This is a genomic window from Pseudomonas sp. RT6P73 (genome assembly GCF_054897715.1).
In genome coordinates this window covers 115,162-131,128 of record NZ_JBUBUV010000002.1, presented here as the reverse complement: position 1 = coordinate 131,128, position 15,967 = coordinate 115,162, and the positions used below count along the sequence as shown (strand labels likewise).

Genomic DNA, 15,967 nt, shown 5'->3' with positions numbered 1-15,967 from the left:
AACTTATTTCAGATTCCTGCTTGGGGAGCAGAAACCCTTCCGGGTGACTTACTGCGGGGCGCACTTTACAAGCCTTTTCCTTTCAGTTCAACAACCTGACGAAAAAAAGGCCTCGCGATGCGAGGCCTTGTTTATTTCACTGCCGTAGCGGGTCAGGCAAATACGATTTCGTCGTTTTCCACCGTGCCGACAGCCGTGTCGCCGGGCATGAAACGACCGGACAGAATCAGCTGCGCCAACGGGTTCTCGATCCAGCGCTGAATCGCTCGTTTGAGCGGTCGTGCGCCGTACACCGGGTCGTAACCCACCGCGATCAGCTTGTCCATGGCCTCTGGGCTGAGCTCCAGTTTCAGCTCGCGCTCAGTCAGGCGACTGCGCAGACGACCCAGCTGGATCTCGGTAATGCCCGCGATCTGATCCCGCGCCAATGGCTCAAAGATCACCACTTCGTCGACCCGGTTGATGAACTCCGGCCGGAAGTGCGTGGAAATCGCATCCATCACCGCCGCACGTTGCGCTTCGCGATCACCGACCAGTTCCTGGATCTGCACCGAGCCCAGATTGGACGTCATGACGATCACGGTATTCTTGAAATCCACCGTGCGGCCATGGCTGTCGGTCAGGCGGCCATCTTCCAGCACTTGCAGCAAGATGTTGAACACATCCGGGTGGGCCTTCTCGACTTCGTCCAGGAGGATCACCGAGTAAGGCTTGCGACGCACCGCCTCGGTCAGGTAACCGCCCTCTTCATAGCCCACGTAGCCTGGTGGCGCACCAATCAGCCGGGCCACGGAGTGTTTCTCCATGAACTCGGACATGTCGATCCGCACCATCGCCTCTTCAGTATCAAAGAGGAACTCGGCCAGCGCCTTGCACAGCTCGGTTTTACCGACACCGGTCGGGCCGAGGAACATGAACGAGCCGCTCGGGCGATTCGGGTCGGACAACCCGGCTCGCGAGCGCCGCACCGCGTTGGAAACCGCGATCACCGCTTCGTCCTGACCGATCACGCGCTGGTGCAACAGGCTTTCCATTTTCATCAGCTTGTCGCGCTCGCCTTCGAGCATTTTCGACACCGGAATGCCGGTCCACTTCGAGACGACTTCGGCGATTTCTTCCTCAGTCACCTTGCTGCGCAGTAACTGGTTCTCGCTTTTGCCATGCTGATCGACCATTTGCAGGCTGCGCTCCAGATCCGGGATGACCCCGTATTGCAGCTCGGCCATGCGGTTCAGGTCGCCTTTACGGCGTGCTGCTTCCAGTTCCTGACGGGACTGTTCGATTTTCTGCTGGATCTGCGCAGAACCCTGGACTTCGGCTTTTTCCGAGTTCCAGATTTCTTCGAGGTCCGAATATTCACGCTCAAGACGAACGATTTCTTCCTTGAGTTTTTCCAGGCGCTTGATCGCAGCTTCGTCGCTCTCTTTCTTCAGCGCCTGGGATTCCACCTTCAGTTGAATCAGGCGGCGCTCCAGACGATCAAGCACTTCCGGCTTCGAGTCGATCTCCATGCGGATACGGCTGGCCGCTTCGTCGATCAGGTCGATGGCCTTGTCCGGCAATTGACGGTCGGTGATGTAGCGATGGCTGAGCTTGGCCGCGGCGATGATGGCGCCGTCGGTGATCGCCACTTTGTGATGAACCTCATAACGTTCTTTGAGGCCACGCAGAATCGCGATGGTGTCTTCTTCGCTCGGCTCGTCCACCAAGACTTTCTGGAAGCGCCGTTCGAGGGCCGCATCCTTCTCTATATATTGGCGGTACTCGTTGAGCGTGGTCGCGCCAACGCAGTGCAGCTCGCCGCGAGCCAACGCAGGCTTGAGCATGTTGCCCGCATCCATCGAGCCTTCGCCTTTACCGGCGCCGACCATGGTGTGCAGTTCGTCGATGAACAGAATGATCTGCCCTTCCTGCTTCGACAGTTCGTTGAGCAAGGATTTGAGGCGCTCTTCGAACTCACCGCGGTATTTGGCACCGGCAATCAGCGACCCCATGTCCAGGGACAACAGGCGCTTGCCCTTGAGGCCATCCGGCACTTCACCGTTGATGATGCGCTGGGCCAGGCCTTCGGCAATGGCGGTTTTACCCACACCAGGTTCGCCGATCAGCACCGGGTTATTCTTGGTGCGGCGTTGCAGGACCTGAATGGTCCGGCGAATTTCGTCGTCACGGCCGATCACCGGATCGAGCTTGCCTTCTTCAGCACGCTTGGTCAGGTCGACGGTGTACTTATCCAGCGCCTGGCGCGACTCTTCGTGGTTGGCGTCGTTGACGGCCTCACCACCGCGCAAGTTGTTGATGGCATTTTCCAGGGCTTTTTTGCTGACGCCCTGGCCGAGCAGCAACTTGCCGAGCTTGCTGTTCTCGTCCATCGCGGCGAGCAGCACCAATTCGCTGGAGATGAACTGATCGCCCTTCTGCTGGGCCAGGCGATCGGCCTGGTTGAGCAGGCGCGCCAAGTCCTGCGACATGTTCACGTCGCCGGTCGGGTTCTGGATTTTCGGTAGCTGGTCGAGCTCTTTGGTCAGCTCTTTACGCAAGCTGTTGACGTCGAAACCGACCTGCATCAGCAGGGGTTTGATCGAACCACCCTGCTGTTCAAGCATGGCCTGCATCAAGTGCGCCGGCTCGATGCCGGGATGGTCAAGGCCGACGGCCAGCGATTGGGCGTCGGATAGAGCTAACTGCAATTTGCTGGTTAAACGATCTATACGCATGGGTCACCTTCCTTTTGAGCAGGCCGGACCTATAAAACATCCTGAATGAAGAAACCTGCCAGATACCGTTATAGATGCGGTCGATTCTGGGAGTTTCAAGCGTCGATCAGTTGATGCAGATCAGAGAAGTCTAGTCTTCGAGCCAGATCAGGGAGGCAAACCGACCGGTGCGAGGGCTGCGGCGGTAAGAAAAGAAGCGAGGATCGGTCACGGTGCAGAAACCGCCACCATAAACAGCGGTGACACCGCGAGCGGCCAGACGTAGACGCGCCAGCTCGTAGATATCAGCCATGAACTTGCCTGCGTTTTGGCTAGGCACAAAGGCTTTGGCCGCTTCGGGCAGTTGCTGGACGAAGGTCTCGCGTACTTCGGGGCCGACTTCAAAAGCTTGCGGGCCAATGGCCGGGCCGAACCAGACCAGCACTTCTTCTGGTGGCACATCTAGACTGTCGAGGGTGGCTTCGAGCACACCCGCCGCCAATCCACGCCATCCGGCATGGGCCGCCGCAACGCGAGTCCCGGCGCGATCGCAAAACAAGGCCGGCAGGCAATCGGCGGTCATTGCCGCGCAGGCAATCCCGGGGGTTGCCGTCCAGCTGGCGTCAGCGGTAGCAACCAGACTCGGGTCGGCATGAGCCACGACAATGCCGTGAACCTGCTTTAACCAGGCCGGTTGAATAGAAAAAAGATCGGTGAGGCGCCGGCGGTTTTCGGCAACAGCTTCGGGGCTGTCGTCGACGTGATCGCCGAGGTTGAGGCTGTCGAACGGCGCCAGACTGACGCCGCCCGCACGGGTGGTCACACAGGCTTTCACCCCGGCAGGCGCAGGCCAGTCGGGAATCAGCCAGTCACTCATCCGATGAACGCCTCACGGTCTTGCTTGAGCAGGGTCAGCAACCAGACGAAGTCGTCCGGCAGTGGCGATTCCCAGCTCATGCGTTTACCGGTGGTCGGGTGATCCAGCTCCAGGAACCGCGCATGCAGCGCCTGACGCGGGAACGCCTTCAACGATTCGACCATGGTCACACTGGCTGCCGGCGGAATGCGGAAGCGACCGCCGTAGGCAGGATCTCCGACCAGCGGGTAGTTGATGTGAGCCATGTGCACACGAATCTGGTGCGTACGACCGGTTTCCAGCTTCACCCGCACGTGCGTGTGGGAGCGGAAACGCTCGAGCACGCGGTAATGGCTGACGGCTTGCTTGCCACCTTCCATCACAGCCATGCGCTGGCGTTGCTGGCCGTGACGACCGATCGGCGCGTTGATCTTGCCGCCGGCAGTCACCACACCGATCACAATGCATTCGTAGATCCGGCTTACGCTGCGGCTCTGCAATTGCGTGACCAGCTGTGTCTGCGCCTGAATGGTCTTGGCCACCACCATCAGACCGGTGGTGTCCTTGTCCAGACGATGCACGATACCGGCGCGGGGCACATTGATAATGTCCGGCACGTGGTGCAGCAAGGCGTTGAGCAAGGTGCCGTCCGCGTGACCGGCGGCAGGATGCACCACCAGGCCCGCAGGTTTGTTGATCACCAGGATGTCGTCGTCTTCATAGACGATGTCCAGCTCGATGTCTTGAGCGATCCATTCGCCCTGAGCTTCCTGCTCGGCAGTCAGTTCAAGAATGGCGCCACCATGAACGATGTCTCGCGGGCGGATAACCGCCCCATCCACAGTCAGGCGGCCGTCTTTGATCCAGGCGGAAAGGCGCGAGCGCGAGTGCTCAGCGAATAATTGTGCGGCGACTTGATCGAGGCGTTGGCCGCCCAATTCGGACGGCACCTCTGCGCGAAGTTCAATTTTATCGGACATGCTCAGACTAGGCGTCGGCACAGCCTTTGGTTTCGGCTGCGCGCTTGTGGTTAAATACGGCGTCTTTTGCCCCGAGGCTATTCAACGGGGCGCTCATCATAACAGGACGGCCTCGCCCAAGACAGCGGCCGTCATAGGGACGCAAGCCGCCATGCAAGTGAAACACCTGCTGCTGATCGCCATCCTCGCATTGACCGCTGCTTGCTCATCGAAGGAAGTCGTAGACGAAAACCTTAGCGAAGTCGAGCTGTACCAGCAGGCTCAGACCGACCTGGACAACAATAGCTACACCGCCGCCACAGCCAAGCTGAAGGCGCTGGAGTCGCGTTATCCGTTCGGGCGCTACGCCGATCAGGCTCAACTCGAGCTGATCTACGCCAACTACAAGAACGCCGAGCCTGAGGCTGCCAAGTCTGCCGCAGAGCGTTTCATTCGTTTGCACCCGCAGCATCCGAACGTGGATTATGCGTATTACCTCAAAGGTCTGACCTCCTTCGACCAGGACGTCGGCCTGCTGTCGCGCTTCCTGCCGTTGGACATGACCAAGCGTGACCCCGGTGCCGCTCGCGACTCGTACAACGAGTTCGCCCAGCTGACCAGCCGCTTCCCGAACAGCCGCTACTCGCCGGACGCCAAGCAGCGCATGATCTACCTGCGCAACCTGCTGGCGGCCTACGAGATTCACGTTGCCGACTACTACCTGACCCGTCAGGCCTATGTCGCCGCCGCGAACCGTGGTCGTTATGTCGTGGAGAACTTCCAGGAAACCCCATCGGTCGGTGACGGCCTGGCGGTGATGACCGAAGCCTACCAGCGTCTGCACCTGGACGACCTGGCAGCCACCAGCCTCGAAACCCTGAAGCTCAACTACCCGAACCACCCAACCCTGGTGGACGGTCAGTTCAAGCCTTCGGTCGACGAAGCCGATAACCGTTCGTGGCTGAGCAAGGCTACTTTGGGCCTGATCGAATCCCGTCCGCCGCTGCCGCCGGGCGAAACCCGCGCCAACCAGGACGTGCAGAAGCAGTTCCAGGATGCCAAGGACGCGATTCCGAACGATCTCAAGCCTAAAGACGCAGATGGCGACGTGATCGAAGAAGAGGAACACGAAGCGGAAGGCAACAACAGCGACCGCTCGTGGTTCAGCTACATGACCTTCGGCGTGTTCGACTGATAAACGGAGACTCTGTAGGAGCGAGGCTTGCCCGCGAAGAAGCCAATGCGGTGTTCCTGAAACACCGCGTTATCGTTCTTCGCGGGCAAGCCTCGCTCCTACAAGGTTACGTAGCGCTATAACGCTGTGCGCGGGTCAGGTCCTTGGCTAAACTGCCTGATCATTAGCTGATAAAGCCGCTCGCCATGCTTCGTTTATTGTTCTGGATTGCCCTGATTGCCGCTGCGGTATGGTTCTGGCGCAAGTACAAGGCTTCGACTTCCGCTCCAAAATCCTCCGCCGAGCTGGATGCGGCGCCCATGGTCCGCTGTGCTCATTGCGGCGTTCACCTGCCCCGCGACCGCGCGCTGAGCCTTCAACAACAGTGGTATTGCAGCCAGGCTCACCTTGAGCAAGGCCCAGGCTCAAGTGATCGCTGAGACCTCCAGTCCTGGCAGCAAACAGGCCCTGCGACTGCTGCGCCTTTATCATCTCTACCGTTTGAGCGTCGGCATCACCCTGGTGCTGTTGATCTCCAGCAACATGGACAATCAGTTGCTGGCCTTCGCCAAGGACGACCTGCTGCGCAGTGGCAGCTGGTTGTACCTGGTGCTGAATATCTTGCTGGTGGTCTTTTGGGAGAACACCCGACGACCGGCACAGCTTTTCAGCCTCGCGTTGATCGACGTCCTGCTGCTGTGCGGCTTGTTCTACGCCGCTGGCGGATTGGCCAGCGCCATCGGCAACCTGCTGATCGTGTCGGTGGCCATCAGCAACACCTTATTGCGTGGGCGTATCGGCCTGTTGATAGCGGCTGTCGCCGCCCTTGGCATCGTCGGTTTCAGTTTCCTCCTGAGCTTCAGTCACCCGATCAGTCCCAGCGAATACCTGCAAGTCGGCACTCTCGGCGCGCTGTGTTTTGCCGCGGCGTTACTGGTGCAAGGGCTGATCAGGCGTCTGGAAGACAGTGAAAGCCTGGCCGAACAGCGGGCCAGTGAAGTGGTTGGCCTGGAAGCCCTCAACGCGCTGATCCTGCATCGCATGCGCACGGGCATTCTGGTGCTGGACGATCAGCGGCGGGTGCAACTGGCCAATCACAGCGCCCTGATTTTGCTGGGGCAGAAAAACCTCGACGGGCGATTGATCGACGAGTATTCGCCGACATTGGTCGAACGCCTTCAACTGTGGTTCAACAATCCGTCGTTACGCCCGCAAAGCCTGAAAATCGCCAGCAGTGGCCTGGAACTGCAACCCAGCTTCATTGCCCTGGACCAAAGCCCGAATCATCAGACCCTGGTGTTTCTCGAGGACATTGCCCAGATCGCTCAACAAGCGCAGCAACTGAAACTCGCTGCACTCGGTCGCCTGACGGCCGGTATCGCCCATGAAATCCGCAATCCACTGGGCGCCATTAGTCATGCCGCGCAGCTATTGCAGGAATCCGAGGAACTGAACGGCGCGGATCGGCGTCTGACCCAGATTATCCAAGACCACTCTCAGCGAATGAATCGGGTTATCGAAAACGTCCTGCAACTGTCCCGCCGTCAGCAAACCGTGCCGCAAAGGCTCGATCTGAAGCCGTGGCTGGAGCACTTCGTCGCCGAAACCCGGGAGGGGGCGACCGAGCGCCAGCTCATTCACCTGCGCATCGGCTCGGGCGACTTCAAAACCCTGATGGACCCCAATCAGCTGACCCAGATTCTCGACAATCTGTTGCGCAATGCCTGGCGCCATAGTGCCCTGAATCACGACCTGGCGCAGGTCTGGCTCGAGCTGTTTGTCGACCCCGACAGCCAGTTGGCGACGCTCGAAGTCCTGGACAACGGCCCCGGCGTGGCGCTGGACCAACAGACGCATTTATTCGAACCCTTCTTCACCACCAGTAACCAGGGCACAGGCCTGGGGCTTTATCTGTCCCGTGAGCTGTGCGAAAGCAACCAGGCCCGCCTAGACTTCAAACCACGCCAAGGCGGCGGCTGCTTTCGCATCACTTTTGCTCACGGACGGAAACAAAGTTGAACATGAGCCCACGGCCAAAAGTCCTGATCGTCGACGACGAACCGGATATCCGCGAACTCCTGGAAATCACCCTGGGACGGATGAAACTCGATACCTACAGTGCCCGCAACCTTGGCGAAGCCCAGGCCTTGTTGACGCGGGAGACATTCGACCTGTGCCTGACCGACATGCGCCTGCCCGACGGCACCGGCCTTGAGCTGGTGCAGTACATCCAGCAGCGTTACCCACAAGTACCGGTGGCGATGATCACCGCTTATGGCAGTCTCGAAACGGCCATCAACGCCCTCAAGGCCGGCGCCTTCGATTTCCTGACCAAACCGGTCGACCTGACACGCCTGCGCGAACTGGTCACTAGCGCACTGCGCTTGCCGGCACCGGGCGGCGCCACTAGCGCCATCGATCGCCGGTTGTTGGGCGACTCACTGCCCATGCGCAACCTGCGCAAACAAATCGACAAACTCGCCCGCAGCCAGGCGCCGGTGTACATCAGCGGCGAATCCGGCAGCGGCAAGGAATTGGTCGCCCGGCTGATTCACGAACAAAGTCCGCGAGCGAATCAGCCGTTCGTGCCGGTCAACTGCGGGGCAATTCCCTCTGAGTTGATGGAAAGCGAGTTCTTCGGTCATCGCAAAGGCAGTTTCAGCGGCGCCATCGAAGACAAACCCGGGCTGTTTCAGGCTGCCCATGGCGGTACCCTGTTTCTCGACGAAGTGGCCGATTTGCCATTGGCGATGCAGGTCAAACTGCTTCGGGCCATTCAGGAGAAAGCCGTTCGCAGCGTCGGCGGGCAGCAAGAAATGGTGGTCGACGTCCGCATCCTTTGCGCCACCCACAAAGACCTCGACGCCGAGGTCACCGCCGAACGCTTTCGCCAGGATTTGTACTACCGGCTGAACGTGATCGAGCTACGCGTTCCCCCTTTGCGCGAGCGCCGCGACGACATCGAACCGCTGGCCAGCCATGTACTCAAGCGTCTGGCAGCCGGTAGCGGACAACCCGCCGCAAAACTCCACCCGCTCGCCCTGGATGCGCTGAAAAGTTACCGCTTTCCGGGCAACGTGCGGGAATTGGAGAACGTGCTGGAACGGGCTTATACCCTGTGCGAGAACAAACAGATCGAGGCCAGCGACCTGCGGCTGGCCGAAGGGAACTGCGCGGCAGAGAGCGGTGTGGCGGACCTGACGCAGATCGACAACCTGGAAGACTATCTGGAAAACGTCGAACGTAAACTCATCCTCCAGGCTTTGGAGGAAACCCGCTGGAACCGCACGGCGGCGGCTCAGCGGTTGAATTTGTCGTTCAGGTCGATGCGTTATCGACTGAAGAAATTGGGGTTGGATTGAGGGCCCCTTCGCGGGCAAGCCTCGCTCCTACAGGGGTTGTGTCGTTCGCAAATGTATTGATCGACTCAAATCTGTAGGAGCGAGGCTTGCCCGCGAAGGCGATCTGACAGGCAATAAAAATCGTGCAGTCAGATCCGCCCGGTCGGCGCATACGGCGCCGGATCAATAATCGGCGCCCTCCCCAACATCACATCCACAAACAACTGACACGACGCCGGCGCCAGCACCAGCCCATTACGGTAATGCCCGCAATTGAGCCATAGCCCGTCGAACCCCGGCACTCGGCCAATATAGGGAATCCCCTCCGGCGAACCCGGGCGCAATCCGGCCCAATGCCCCACGACTTCGGCATCCGCCAGCGCAGGGATCAAGTCCACCGCCGATGCCTTCAGACTCTCCAGCGCCGAGTTGGTCGGCGTCTTGTCGTAGCCTTCATGCTCCAGCGTGCTGCCAATCAGAATGTGCCCGTCGCGCCGGGGAATCGCATAGCGTCCCTTGGCCAGCACCATACTCGGCAGAAAGTCCGCCGCGCACTTATACAGAATCATCTGTCCTTTGACCGGTTCGACCGGCAGTTCCAGGCCCAGACTCTTGAGCAAGTCACCACTCCAGGCGCCCGCCGTGAGGACCACCTGATCAGCGTGAACAGGGCCCGACGAGGTCTGCACGCCGACCACCGTATCGCCTTCACGAATAAACCCGCTGACTTCGCACTGCTCACGGATCGTCACGTTCGGCAGCGCAAGCAACGCAGCCTTGAGGGATTTCACCAGCCGCGGATTGCGCACGTTGGCCACGTCGGCCATGAAGATCGCCCGGGAAAACCCGCCACCCAACACCGGTACGGCGTCGTGTGCCGCGGAGATATCCACAGCCCGCAGCGGACGGTTTTCCCGTTCGGCCCAGGCCAGCGCCTCGGCCTCGTCATCCAGATCCAGCCAGTACAGGCCGGTGGTGTGCACTTCGGGATCAACCCCGGTCGCTGCAAACAGCCGCTCACCGAGCTGTGGATAAAAATCCTGGGACCAATGCGCCAGCGCGGTGACTGCCGGGCTGTAGCGCCACGGATAGAGCGGCGAAACAATCCCGCCACCGGCCCATGACGATTCCTGGCCGACGTTCGAACGATCCAGCAGCACAACACTTTGCACTTCGGACGCGAGATTGAATGCCGTCAGCAACCCAATCACGCCGCCGCCGACAATCACCACTTGCTGTTGCCTGCTCATGTTCAGATCCAACCGATAAATAGACAGAGGGCGCAAAAGGCGCCCGAAAAAGGAACTCAGCGACCCCAGCAATCTTTGGTGGCAAGCCCGGACGTTGCATTGACCATGCTTCTGACCCCGGTGTTGGTGAGGGTGAAATCCCCACATTTGTCGGTCGCCATCGCAGCTCCGGTCCTGCGCGCGGCCGTCAGCAGGAAGGTCTGGTCGGTCAGGGTCGGGGTGATGGTGTAAAAGTCATTGCCAGCGCTCAGTCCGGTGGCAGCGGTGTAGACATTGTTCTTCGAGTAGAACCGCTCAAGGATTTGCGCCTGCTCGGAGAGCAGCCCGGCTATTTCGGTGCGGCGGCCCTTTTTCACGTACTCGGTGAGGCTTGGGGCGGCAATGGTCATGACGATCCCGATGATCGCAATCACGATCATGATTTCGATCAGGGTGAAACCTCGGTTGGATCTGTGCATTCCTCAACTCTCGCTTACTGTATTTGTCGCCACATGATGCGACGGCTGCCGCCGCCGGATTTTTCCACCAGTGTGCTGATGCCGCCACTGGAATCGTTCACGATCTTGCGGGTCGCGCCGTTGACGATGGCATTCAGGGTCGGGATGCCGCCGGTGAAAATCACTCCGCTGGACACTGTGTCCCTGCTGTCGACCGTCCCATCGTTGTTGGTATCGAGCACCGCGTAGTTGAGCATCTTACCGCTGAACGCATCCAGTTCGACCAGTTTGCCGGTGCCGAAGCTGGCACATGGGTCTGTGGTGTCCACACTCGCCGTAGTAAAGATGATCCGTCCCAGCACCAGATTGGCCTGATTGATCACCCGCTCCCCTGTCAGCACGTTGTTGTACACCAGCGGCAAGTACCAGCCCTTCTCCGCCGGATAGGTCACTTCGTTCTGACTGGTGGTGATGAATTGACCGGTGCTGCCCGAGAACACACCGGTCACCGCTTGCGCCTGCAAACTGGACACGGTGATCTGACCCGCACCGCCTTCCGCATCCCACACGGCGTAGAACGCCTGTAAATCCTTGTTGGTCTTGTCGGCAGTCTCGTTGAATTTGCCGGTGCCGAAAAACACTTCCTTGCCACCCAGTGAATTGTCCGCCAGCAATGGCTGCACGGTAATGGGCTGAGTGGCGCCACCCGCGGTGGTAAACAGCGGCTTGCCGGAAAATGCCACGCCCCAGGTGTCGGGGGCGGTAGCGCTCAAATCGAACTTCCATAACCGCCCTTTCAAGTCGCCACCATAGGCGGCCTGCACCACATTCTGCGAGTTGACCCTGAGCTTCACCGACGACAGCCCATTGGTGGTGTCGGTGCTGTCGACCACGATTTTCTTGATCAACGAGCCGTCACGAATGTCCACCACGTACAACGCGGCCACCCCGGAGTTGCTGCCATAACCGTTGGAAATGAACGCGGCCCATCGACCGTCGGCCAAGCGTGCCACTTCAGGTCGTGCATAGGCATAACCCAGATCATTGAAAACGTTCGCGGTACTGGCGGTGGCCGGCGCGCTGATCTCCCACAGTGCCTTGAACACGTTACCCGCTGACGCATCGAACAACTGCAATGCATAAAAAGTCCTGCCGCCCGCCCCGGTTCCGCCAATGGCCAGGGTTTTCCAGGCACCACTGAACTGGGCGTCGAACACCCCGACCTGACCGTCGACCAGAAACTTGTGGTTCACACCGTTGATGTAGGTCGGGTCGGCGATGTAGCGCAGCGATGGCAACACGCTGGAAGGCATGTAGGCATAACGCCGGACGCCATTGGCCGAGTTGATGACATTCACGAACCCGTCGTTGGCATTCACCACCAGGCTGGGACTCATGGTGGTGGATTTTGTGGTCAGGTAGGTGCTGTAGGTGGTATCGCCCACCAAGTCGGACGCGGTTTTATCCGTGGGCGAAGCCAGTACGAGGGGCGAGTTGATGATGTCGCCGAGCAGCACGCTGCGCACCTTCAGCCCGGTTTTGTTGGTGCCTTTGCTCCACTCCACCAGATCGCTGCCGGTGATGCCGGTGGGCAGGCCTTGGCTGAGGGAGGTCTGTTGCGCCGGGGAGAAACTGGCATAAGCCAAGGTGACGGCGGCGTTGGTCAGGGTGTTCCAGGACTGGTAAGTCGGCGCTGTGGCACCGGGGACGATGGTGGTGTCGGTGGTCCATAGCGCTGCGGCGGTGTTCACGATGCCCGCCGAGGTGAAGCCAAAGGATTTGATCGTGCCGCGCCAGTCCTTCGGGTCATAACTGGTCTGGAAGTAACTTGAATTGCTGGCCAGGGTGGTACCGCTGGTGACGCCACTACCACCGGAACCGGCCTTCGAGGTGATGTCACTCAGCGCCGAGGACAATGCGCTGTTGAGCCCGGCGCTGTCGGTCGCCTGATAGTACTTGCCCTGTCCGTAGCTGGCCGCATCCGACAACATCTGGTTCGCGGCGGTAAAACCCACGGTGTAGGTGTTCATGTTCTGCTTGGGAAAATCCGCAGCATTCCAGCTTTTTCCTGCCAGATCATTACCTGTGGAGCGCATGTCGATGTCGAAGGAGAACTTGGCGATATCGTCCAGATACAGCGTGTCGCCTTCTCCGTCACCACTCAGGTTGTCACCATCGTTATTCACGCCATCCCAGTTGGGCAAGCGAGTACCACCCAGTGGATCGGTAGTCGGAAACGTCCGGTCATAGGTCGGCAAGCCATCGGTGATCACGACGCCATAGTTTTTCTGACAGCGATACTGGATCGGGCTGGTGTAAGTGGTTGGCGTCGAGTTGTAGTACGGCGCCATGCCGCGCATGTACCGCGTGATCTCGTAATAAGTTTCCGCCAACGGGGTATTGGCGATTGCACTCAAACCATCGATCGATGAAATCAGGTTGTTGAAGTTGGTTTGCGCCTGACCCTGGGTGATGCTCCCGCCAGCAGACAGATCACTGACAGCGCGGGGGATAAACCCGCCGGGGCCGGAATTATTGCCCGTGGGCGGGTTGAATGTCGCAAGCCCGATACGCAGCTCGCGATTACTGGTGACCAGATTCGTAGAAACATCCTTTGCTACGTTCATGCGGTAATCGTTGGGGATGGCACCGGTGCCCGTGGTGAAATCCCTGTTCGAACCATTGGCCAGGCTCACCAGATAAGACAGATAGTTAGCCGTATAACGCGTGTTTTCATTACCCACAGGGTCGGGTAGCTTCAGGCATATCGATGACAATCCCAAAAACCCCCGATAAAAACCGTACCAGTTACCGTTGTTGGAGCAGTTTCCACGGTTAAGGCTCGACAAGGCGATATTGGTATCTTCCATGTCCAGGTTCTGTCCGTTCAAACATGAGCCGTTTGAATTGCAGTTCGCAATTTGCGCGCGGCTGACAGTCGGATCGAAACCCGGCGCCCAGATGATGTTGTTCATGCTCCCCGAGTCGTCGATCAGTAGCATGACGTTCGGGGCGACGGCCGCAGCGCTCAACAGCGGAGAGTCCGAGGGCGTGAAAGCGTATGCCGGAGCCGACAGGTAAAGCCCCAATACCACGCCGCAAATCAGCTGCCATACGCCACCGCGCCTTTCAGTATTTCGCATAAATACTCTCCACGACGCTGCGCGAGTTGCCCGCGATGCCGACGGCGGTCACCCGGTAAAGCGTCGCCGAGGTGTTGCTCGGCACATTCACGGCGTTGACCGTGGTGCCGATATTCTGCACCCCGTAAAACCCCCTGCCGGAGGCAATCCAGGTTACCCCGGAGGTGGAACTGGCGCCGGCGGCGGTGATCGTCGACGCGTCGGCCGGTGGTGCGCACTGGCTACAGACAGGCAATGAATAGCTGTCCAGCTGCACCGCGCTTTCACCCACGCGTAACGCCGCTTCGGCACCCTGGAACGACTGGTTGCGCAAACTTACGCTGCCGGCCATTTTTTCCTGCAGGGTCGCGTTCTGCATCGATGACAGGCCGATCAAGGTCAGCAACAGCAGAAACACCAGGCTGACCAGCAGCGCCATGCCCCGCTGGGTGTGAACAGTCATGGAGGCCTTCCTCATGGCAACCTGTTGCGCAAGGCTGCAACCACGTTGAAGGTTTGATTGCGCACACGGTTGTTGGGGTCGGTGAGGGTCAAGCTCAGGCGTACGCTGCGAATTCGTGCAGGGTCGGACGGATTAAGGCTGTAACTGGTAGCGGCTACATCAGTGGCGGAGCTGGCGAGGCCAAAGCTCACGCTGAAGGCACTGACGTTATCGACCAGCACGAACTGGGCCGGCGTGCCGGTACCGGAGCCCATCATGATTTTGTTATTGCTGAAACTGTAGATCAGCCGCCGGATCGGAAACGCAAGAAACCCCGAGGCCGGAACTCGCGCGCCAGTGTAGGCCGTCGCCGTGTTTCGACAGTCGGAGATCACCGTCCAGGCCGGCACCCCGCCACTGCTGCCGACATCGGCGGTTACCAGCGTCAACTTGAGGTTGGTGTTATCCCAATTGACGGGCGTTATCTGGCTGGTGTTGAAATCACCGGCAGTGCTTGAGTCGGTGATCATGCCCAGGCAGCCAAACATACCGACCATGCGAATTTCCTGAATCATCTTGCTCAGCACGAATCGCGCGTCTTCCTGCATGGCGGCAGCGGTGTTCTGGCTGATGTAGGTATTTTTAGCGGCGATGAAAACCTGCACCACGCCCAGCACCACAATCAGGCTCAACGCGAGGGCGATCAACAACTCGATCAGCCCGAAACCTCTGCTGGACCGCCTCATGGCGTCGCCACCGGGTCGACTGTGGCACGACTGGTCAGGACAAAACTGCGACGCGAGTTGGCGGTATTGGCAGCGCGCGAGTCATCCCAGGTGATGGTGATGGTGTACACCCGCTGGTTCAACGCAACGGTGCCGGTGGCTGTCGCACCGCCGAAATTGACGATGTTGGTGGTGAAATCGTAGAGGTCCTGATCGCGGGCGACGTTCAGGTTGCCTGAGGTCGGTGGCGTCACGGTGTAATCGGCGCCGGAGTTGGCGCGGATACGGTCCATCATGTCGTAGGCGATAAAACTCGCCTGGCTGGTCATCCGCGAGCTGTCGGTGTATTTCAGCGCGTTTAGCTGGATAGCCGCCGCGCCCAGCAGGCCCACGGTCAGAATCACCAACGCGACCAGAACTTCGATCAGCGTCATGCCCTCCTGTGCATGTTTACTCCGTTCCCTCATCCGCAACTTCCACCCAATAGAATTCGTCCGTTCAAACACACATTCAGCGTCCTGCTTTGCGCCCCCAGCACGTAGCTGATCACCAAGGGTGTGGATGGCGCCGACAAACCACCGAGGTTGTTGAAATCGATGGCGGTCACTCCTGAGGTTAGCGTCAGAGTCGCCCCGCTGCTCATCGCTGGAACAACCCGCAATACATTGGCCGGATTGCCAGTACCGTCATAGACCGCTAACTCACCGGTCCAGACGCTGCCACCCGCCGTCGGACGAACCCGAGTGGCGACGCCCCGGTCGATGGCCTGAAGTCGTGCGAAATTGAGTCCGCGTTGCAGGTCACCGATTTCGGTGTCGGCCTTGGTGCCTTGCACCGACCGGGTAAACGCCGGCACGGCCAGGGTGATCAGGATCAGAAATACCGCGAGCGAGACCAGCAGCTCGATCAGCGTGAAACCTTTTGTACGATGATCCATCGATGCCCTCCGTTGCCGTCGGCTATAC

14 protein-coding genes are annotated in these 15,967 nt (G+C 59.4%); 4 read left to right on the top strand and 10 right to left on the bottom strand.

The genetic code is table 11. From position 1 onward, the window contains the following. Nucleotides 1-152: 152 nt before the first annotated feature. The 3 genes from clpB to rluD all read right to left on the bottom strand — a co-directional run bounded on the left by clpB (nucleotide 153) and on the right by rluD (nucleotide 4,532). Nucleotides 153-2,717, bottom strand: coding sequence for an ATP-dependent chaperone ClpB (gene clpB / locus ACYZT6_RS00815; protein ID WP_462025341.1), 2,565 nt, complete (start codon nucleotides 2,715-2,717; stop codon nucleotides 153-155). A gap of 130 nt (nucleotides 2,718-2,847) precedes the next feature. Next, a complete protein-coding gene (gene pgeF, locus ACYZT6_RS00810; protein WP_462025340.1) occupies nucleotides 2,848-3,573 on the bottom strand; it encodes a peptidoglycan editing factor PgeF in 726 nt (241 codons plus the stop codon). Next, nucleotides 3,570-4,532, bottom strand: coding sequence for a 23S rRNA pseudouridine(1911/1915/1917) synthase RluD (gene rluD / locus ACYZT6_RS00805; RefSeq protein WP_007942311.1), 963 nt, complete (start codon nucleotides 4,530-4,532; stop codon nucleotides 3,570-3,572). The genes pgeF and rluD overlap by 4 nt, the downstream gene beginning before the upstream one ends. Nucleotides 4,533-4,683: 151 nt before the next feature. Here rluD and ACYZT6_RS00800 point away from each other — a divergent pair, with 151 nt between their 5' ends. The 4 genes from ACYZT6_RS00800 (at nucleotide 4,684) to ACYZT6_RS00785 (ending at nucleotide 9,047) form a co-directional block, all read left to right on the top strand. Continuing rightward, complete coding sequence (locus ACYZT6_RS00800) at nucleotides 4,684-5,706, top strand: outer membrane protein assembly factor BamD (RefSeq protein WP_462025339.1); 1,023 nt, start codon at nucleotides 4,684-4,686, stop codon at nucleotides 5,704-5,706. 185 nt (nucleotides 5,707-5,891) lie between these two features. Continuing rightward, on the top strand, nucleotides 5,892-6,125 hold the full coding sequence (locus tag ACYZT6_RS00795; RefSeq protein ID WP_131061749.1) for a PP0621 family protein: 234 nt from the start codon (nucleotides 5,892-5,894) through the stop codon (nucleotides 6,123-6,125). Continuing rightward, nucleotides 6,115-7,704 carry a sensor histidine kinase gene (locus tag ACYZT6_RS00790; protein ID WP_462029894.1) on the top strand — a complete coding sequence of 530 codons (1,590 nt, stop codon included), beginning with the start codon at nucleotides 6,115-6,117 and terminating at the stop codon, nucleotides 7,702-7,704. Before ACYZT6_RS00795 ends, ACYZT6_RS00790 begins: the two co-directional genes overlap by 11 nt. A gap of 2 nt (nucleotides 7,705-7,706) precedes the next feature. Next, nucleotides 7,707-9,047 carry a sigma-54-dependent transcriptional regulator gene (locus ACYZT6_RS00785; protein WP_462025338.1) on the top strand — a complete coding sequence of 447 codons (1,341 nt, stop codon included), beginning with the start codon at nucleotides 7,707-7,709 and terminating at the stop codon, nucleotides 9,045-9,047. A 128-nt stretch (nucleotides 9,048-9,175) separates the two neighbouring features. Here ACYZT6_RS00785 and thiO read toward each other — a convergent pair whose 3' ends face one another. Genes thiO through ACYZT6_RS00750 form a run of 7 tightly spaced genes read right to left on the bottom strand, consistent with a single transcriptional unit; the run spans nucleotide 9,176 to nucleotide 15,939 of the window. Beyond that, the gene (thiO, locus tag ACYZT6_RS00780; RefSeq protein ID WP_462025337.1) at nucleotides 9,176-10,276 is read right to left on the bottom strand and encodes a glycine oxidase ThiO; all 1,101 of its coding nucleotides are present in this window, start codon (nucleotides 10,274-10,276) and stop codon (nucleotides 9,176-9,178) included. A gap of 56 nt (nucleotides 10,277-10,332) precedes the next feature. Further along, on the bottom strand, nucleotides 10,333-10,734 hold the full coding sequence (locus ACYZT6_RS00775; protein WP_462025336.1) for a type IV pilin protein: 402 nt from the start codon (nucleotides 10,732-10,734) through the stop codon (nucleotides 10,333-10,335). Nucleotides 10,735-10,748: 14 nt separating this feature from the next. Next, entirely contained in the window at nucleotides 10,749-13,856 is a 3,108-nt protein-coding gene (locus ACYZT6_RS00770; RefSeq protein ID WP_462025335.1) for a pilus assembly protein, read from the bottom strand. Further along, the gene (locus ACYZT6_RS00765) at nucleotides 13,843-14,313 is read right to left on the bottom strand and encodes a pilus assembly PilX family protein (protein ID WP_462025334.1); all 471 of its coding nucleotides are present in this window, start codon (nucleotides 14,311-14,313) and stop codon (nucleotides 13,843-13,845) included. Before ACYZT6_RS00765 ends, ACYZT6_RS00770 begins: the two co-directional genes overlap by 14 nt. Continuing rightward, on the bottom strand, nucleotides 14,310-15,023 hold the full coding sequence (locus ACYZT6_RS00760; RefSeq protein WP_462025333.1) for a PilW family protein: 714 nt from the start codon (nucleotides 15,021-15,023) through the stop codon (nucleotides 14,310-14,312). The genes ACYZT6_RS00765 and ACYZT6_RS00760 overlap by 4 nt, the downstream gene beginning before the upstream one ends. Then, nucleotides 15,020-15,469, bottom strand: a complete 450-nt coding sequence (gene pilV / locus ACYZT6_RS00755; RefSeq protein ID WP_462025332.1) for a type IV pilus modification protein PilV — start codon at nucleotides 15,467-15,469, stop codon at nucleotides 15,020-15,022. The genes ACYZT6_RS00760 and pilV overlap by 4 nt, the downstream gene beginning before the upstream one ends. Beyond that, nucleotides 15,466-15,939 (bottom strand): GspH/FimT family pseudopilin, encoded by a 474-nt coding sequence (locus tag ACYZT6_RS00750; RefSeq protein WP_462025331.1) that lies wholly within the window; start codon nucleotides 15,937-15,939, stop codon nucleotides 15,466-15,468. The genes pilV and ACYZT6_RS00750 overlap by 4 nt, the downstream gene beginning before the upstream one ends. Nucleotides 15,940-15,967 lie beyond the last annotated feature (28 nt).

What these genes read in the sequence shown, in the direction of transcription:
- ACYZT6_RS00785 (WP_462025338.1), top strand. Translation starts at nt 7,707, where the DNA reads ATGAGCCCACGGCCAAAAGTCCTGATCGTCGACGACGAACCGGATATC.
- rluD (WP_007942311.1), bottom strand. Translation starts at nt 4,532, where the DNA reads ATGTCCGATAAAATTGAACTTCGCGCAGAGGTGCCGTCCGAATTGGGC.
- ACYZT6_RS00800 (WP_462025339.1), top strand. Translation starts at nt 4,684, where the DNA reads ATGCAAGTGAAACACCTGCTGCTGATCGCCATCCTCGCATTGACCGCT.
- thiO (WP_462025337.1), bottom strand. Translation starts at nt 10,276, where the DNA reads ATGAGCAGGCAACAGCAAGTGGTGATTGTCGGCGGCGGCGTGATTGGG.
- ACYZT6_RS00795 (WP_131061749.1), top strand. Translation starts at nt 5,892, where the DNA reads ATGCTTCGTTTATTGTTCTGGATTGCCCTGATTGCCGCTGCGGTATGG.
- ACYZT6_RS00765 (WP_462025334.1), bottom strand. Translation starts at nt 14,313, where the DNA reads ATGAGGAAGGCCTCCATGACTGTTCACACCCAGCGGGGCATGGCGCTG.
- pgeF (WP_462025340.1), bottom strand. Translation starts at nt 3,573, where the DNA reads ATGAGTGACTGGCTGATTCCCGACTGGCCTGCGCCTGCCGGGGTGAAA.
- ACYZT6_RS00750 (WP_462025331.1), bottom strand. Translation starts at nt 15,939, where the DNA reads ATGGATCATCGTACAAAAGGTTTCACGCTGATCGAGCTGCTGGTCTCG.
- ACYZT6_RS00770 (WP_462025335.1), bottom strand. Translation starts at nt 13,856, where the DNA reads ATGCGAAATACTGAAAGGCGCGGTGGCGTATGGCAGCTGATTTGCGGC.
- clpB (WP_462025341.1), bottom strand. Translation starts at nt 2,717, where the DNA reads ATGCGTATAGATCGTTTAACCAGCAAATTGCAGTTAGCTCTATCCGAC.
- pilV (WP_462025332.1), bottom strand. Translation starts at nt 15,469, where the DNA reads ATGAGGGAACGGAGTAAACATGCACAGGAGGGCATGACGCTGATCGAA.
- ACYZT6_RS00775 (WP_462025336.1), bottom strand. Translation starts at nt 10,734, where the DNA reads ATGCACAGATCCAACCGAGGTTTCACCCTGATCGAAATCATGATCGTG.
- ACYZT6_RS00760 (WP_462025333.1), bottom strand. Translation starts at nt 15,023, where the DNA reads ATGAGGCGGTCCAGCAGAGGTTTCGGGCTGATCGAGTTGTTGATCGCC.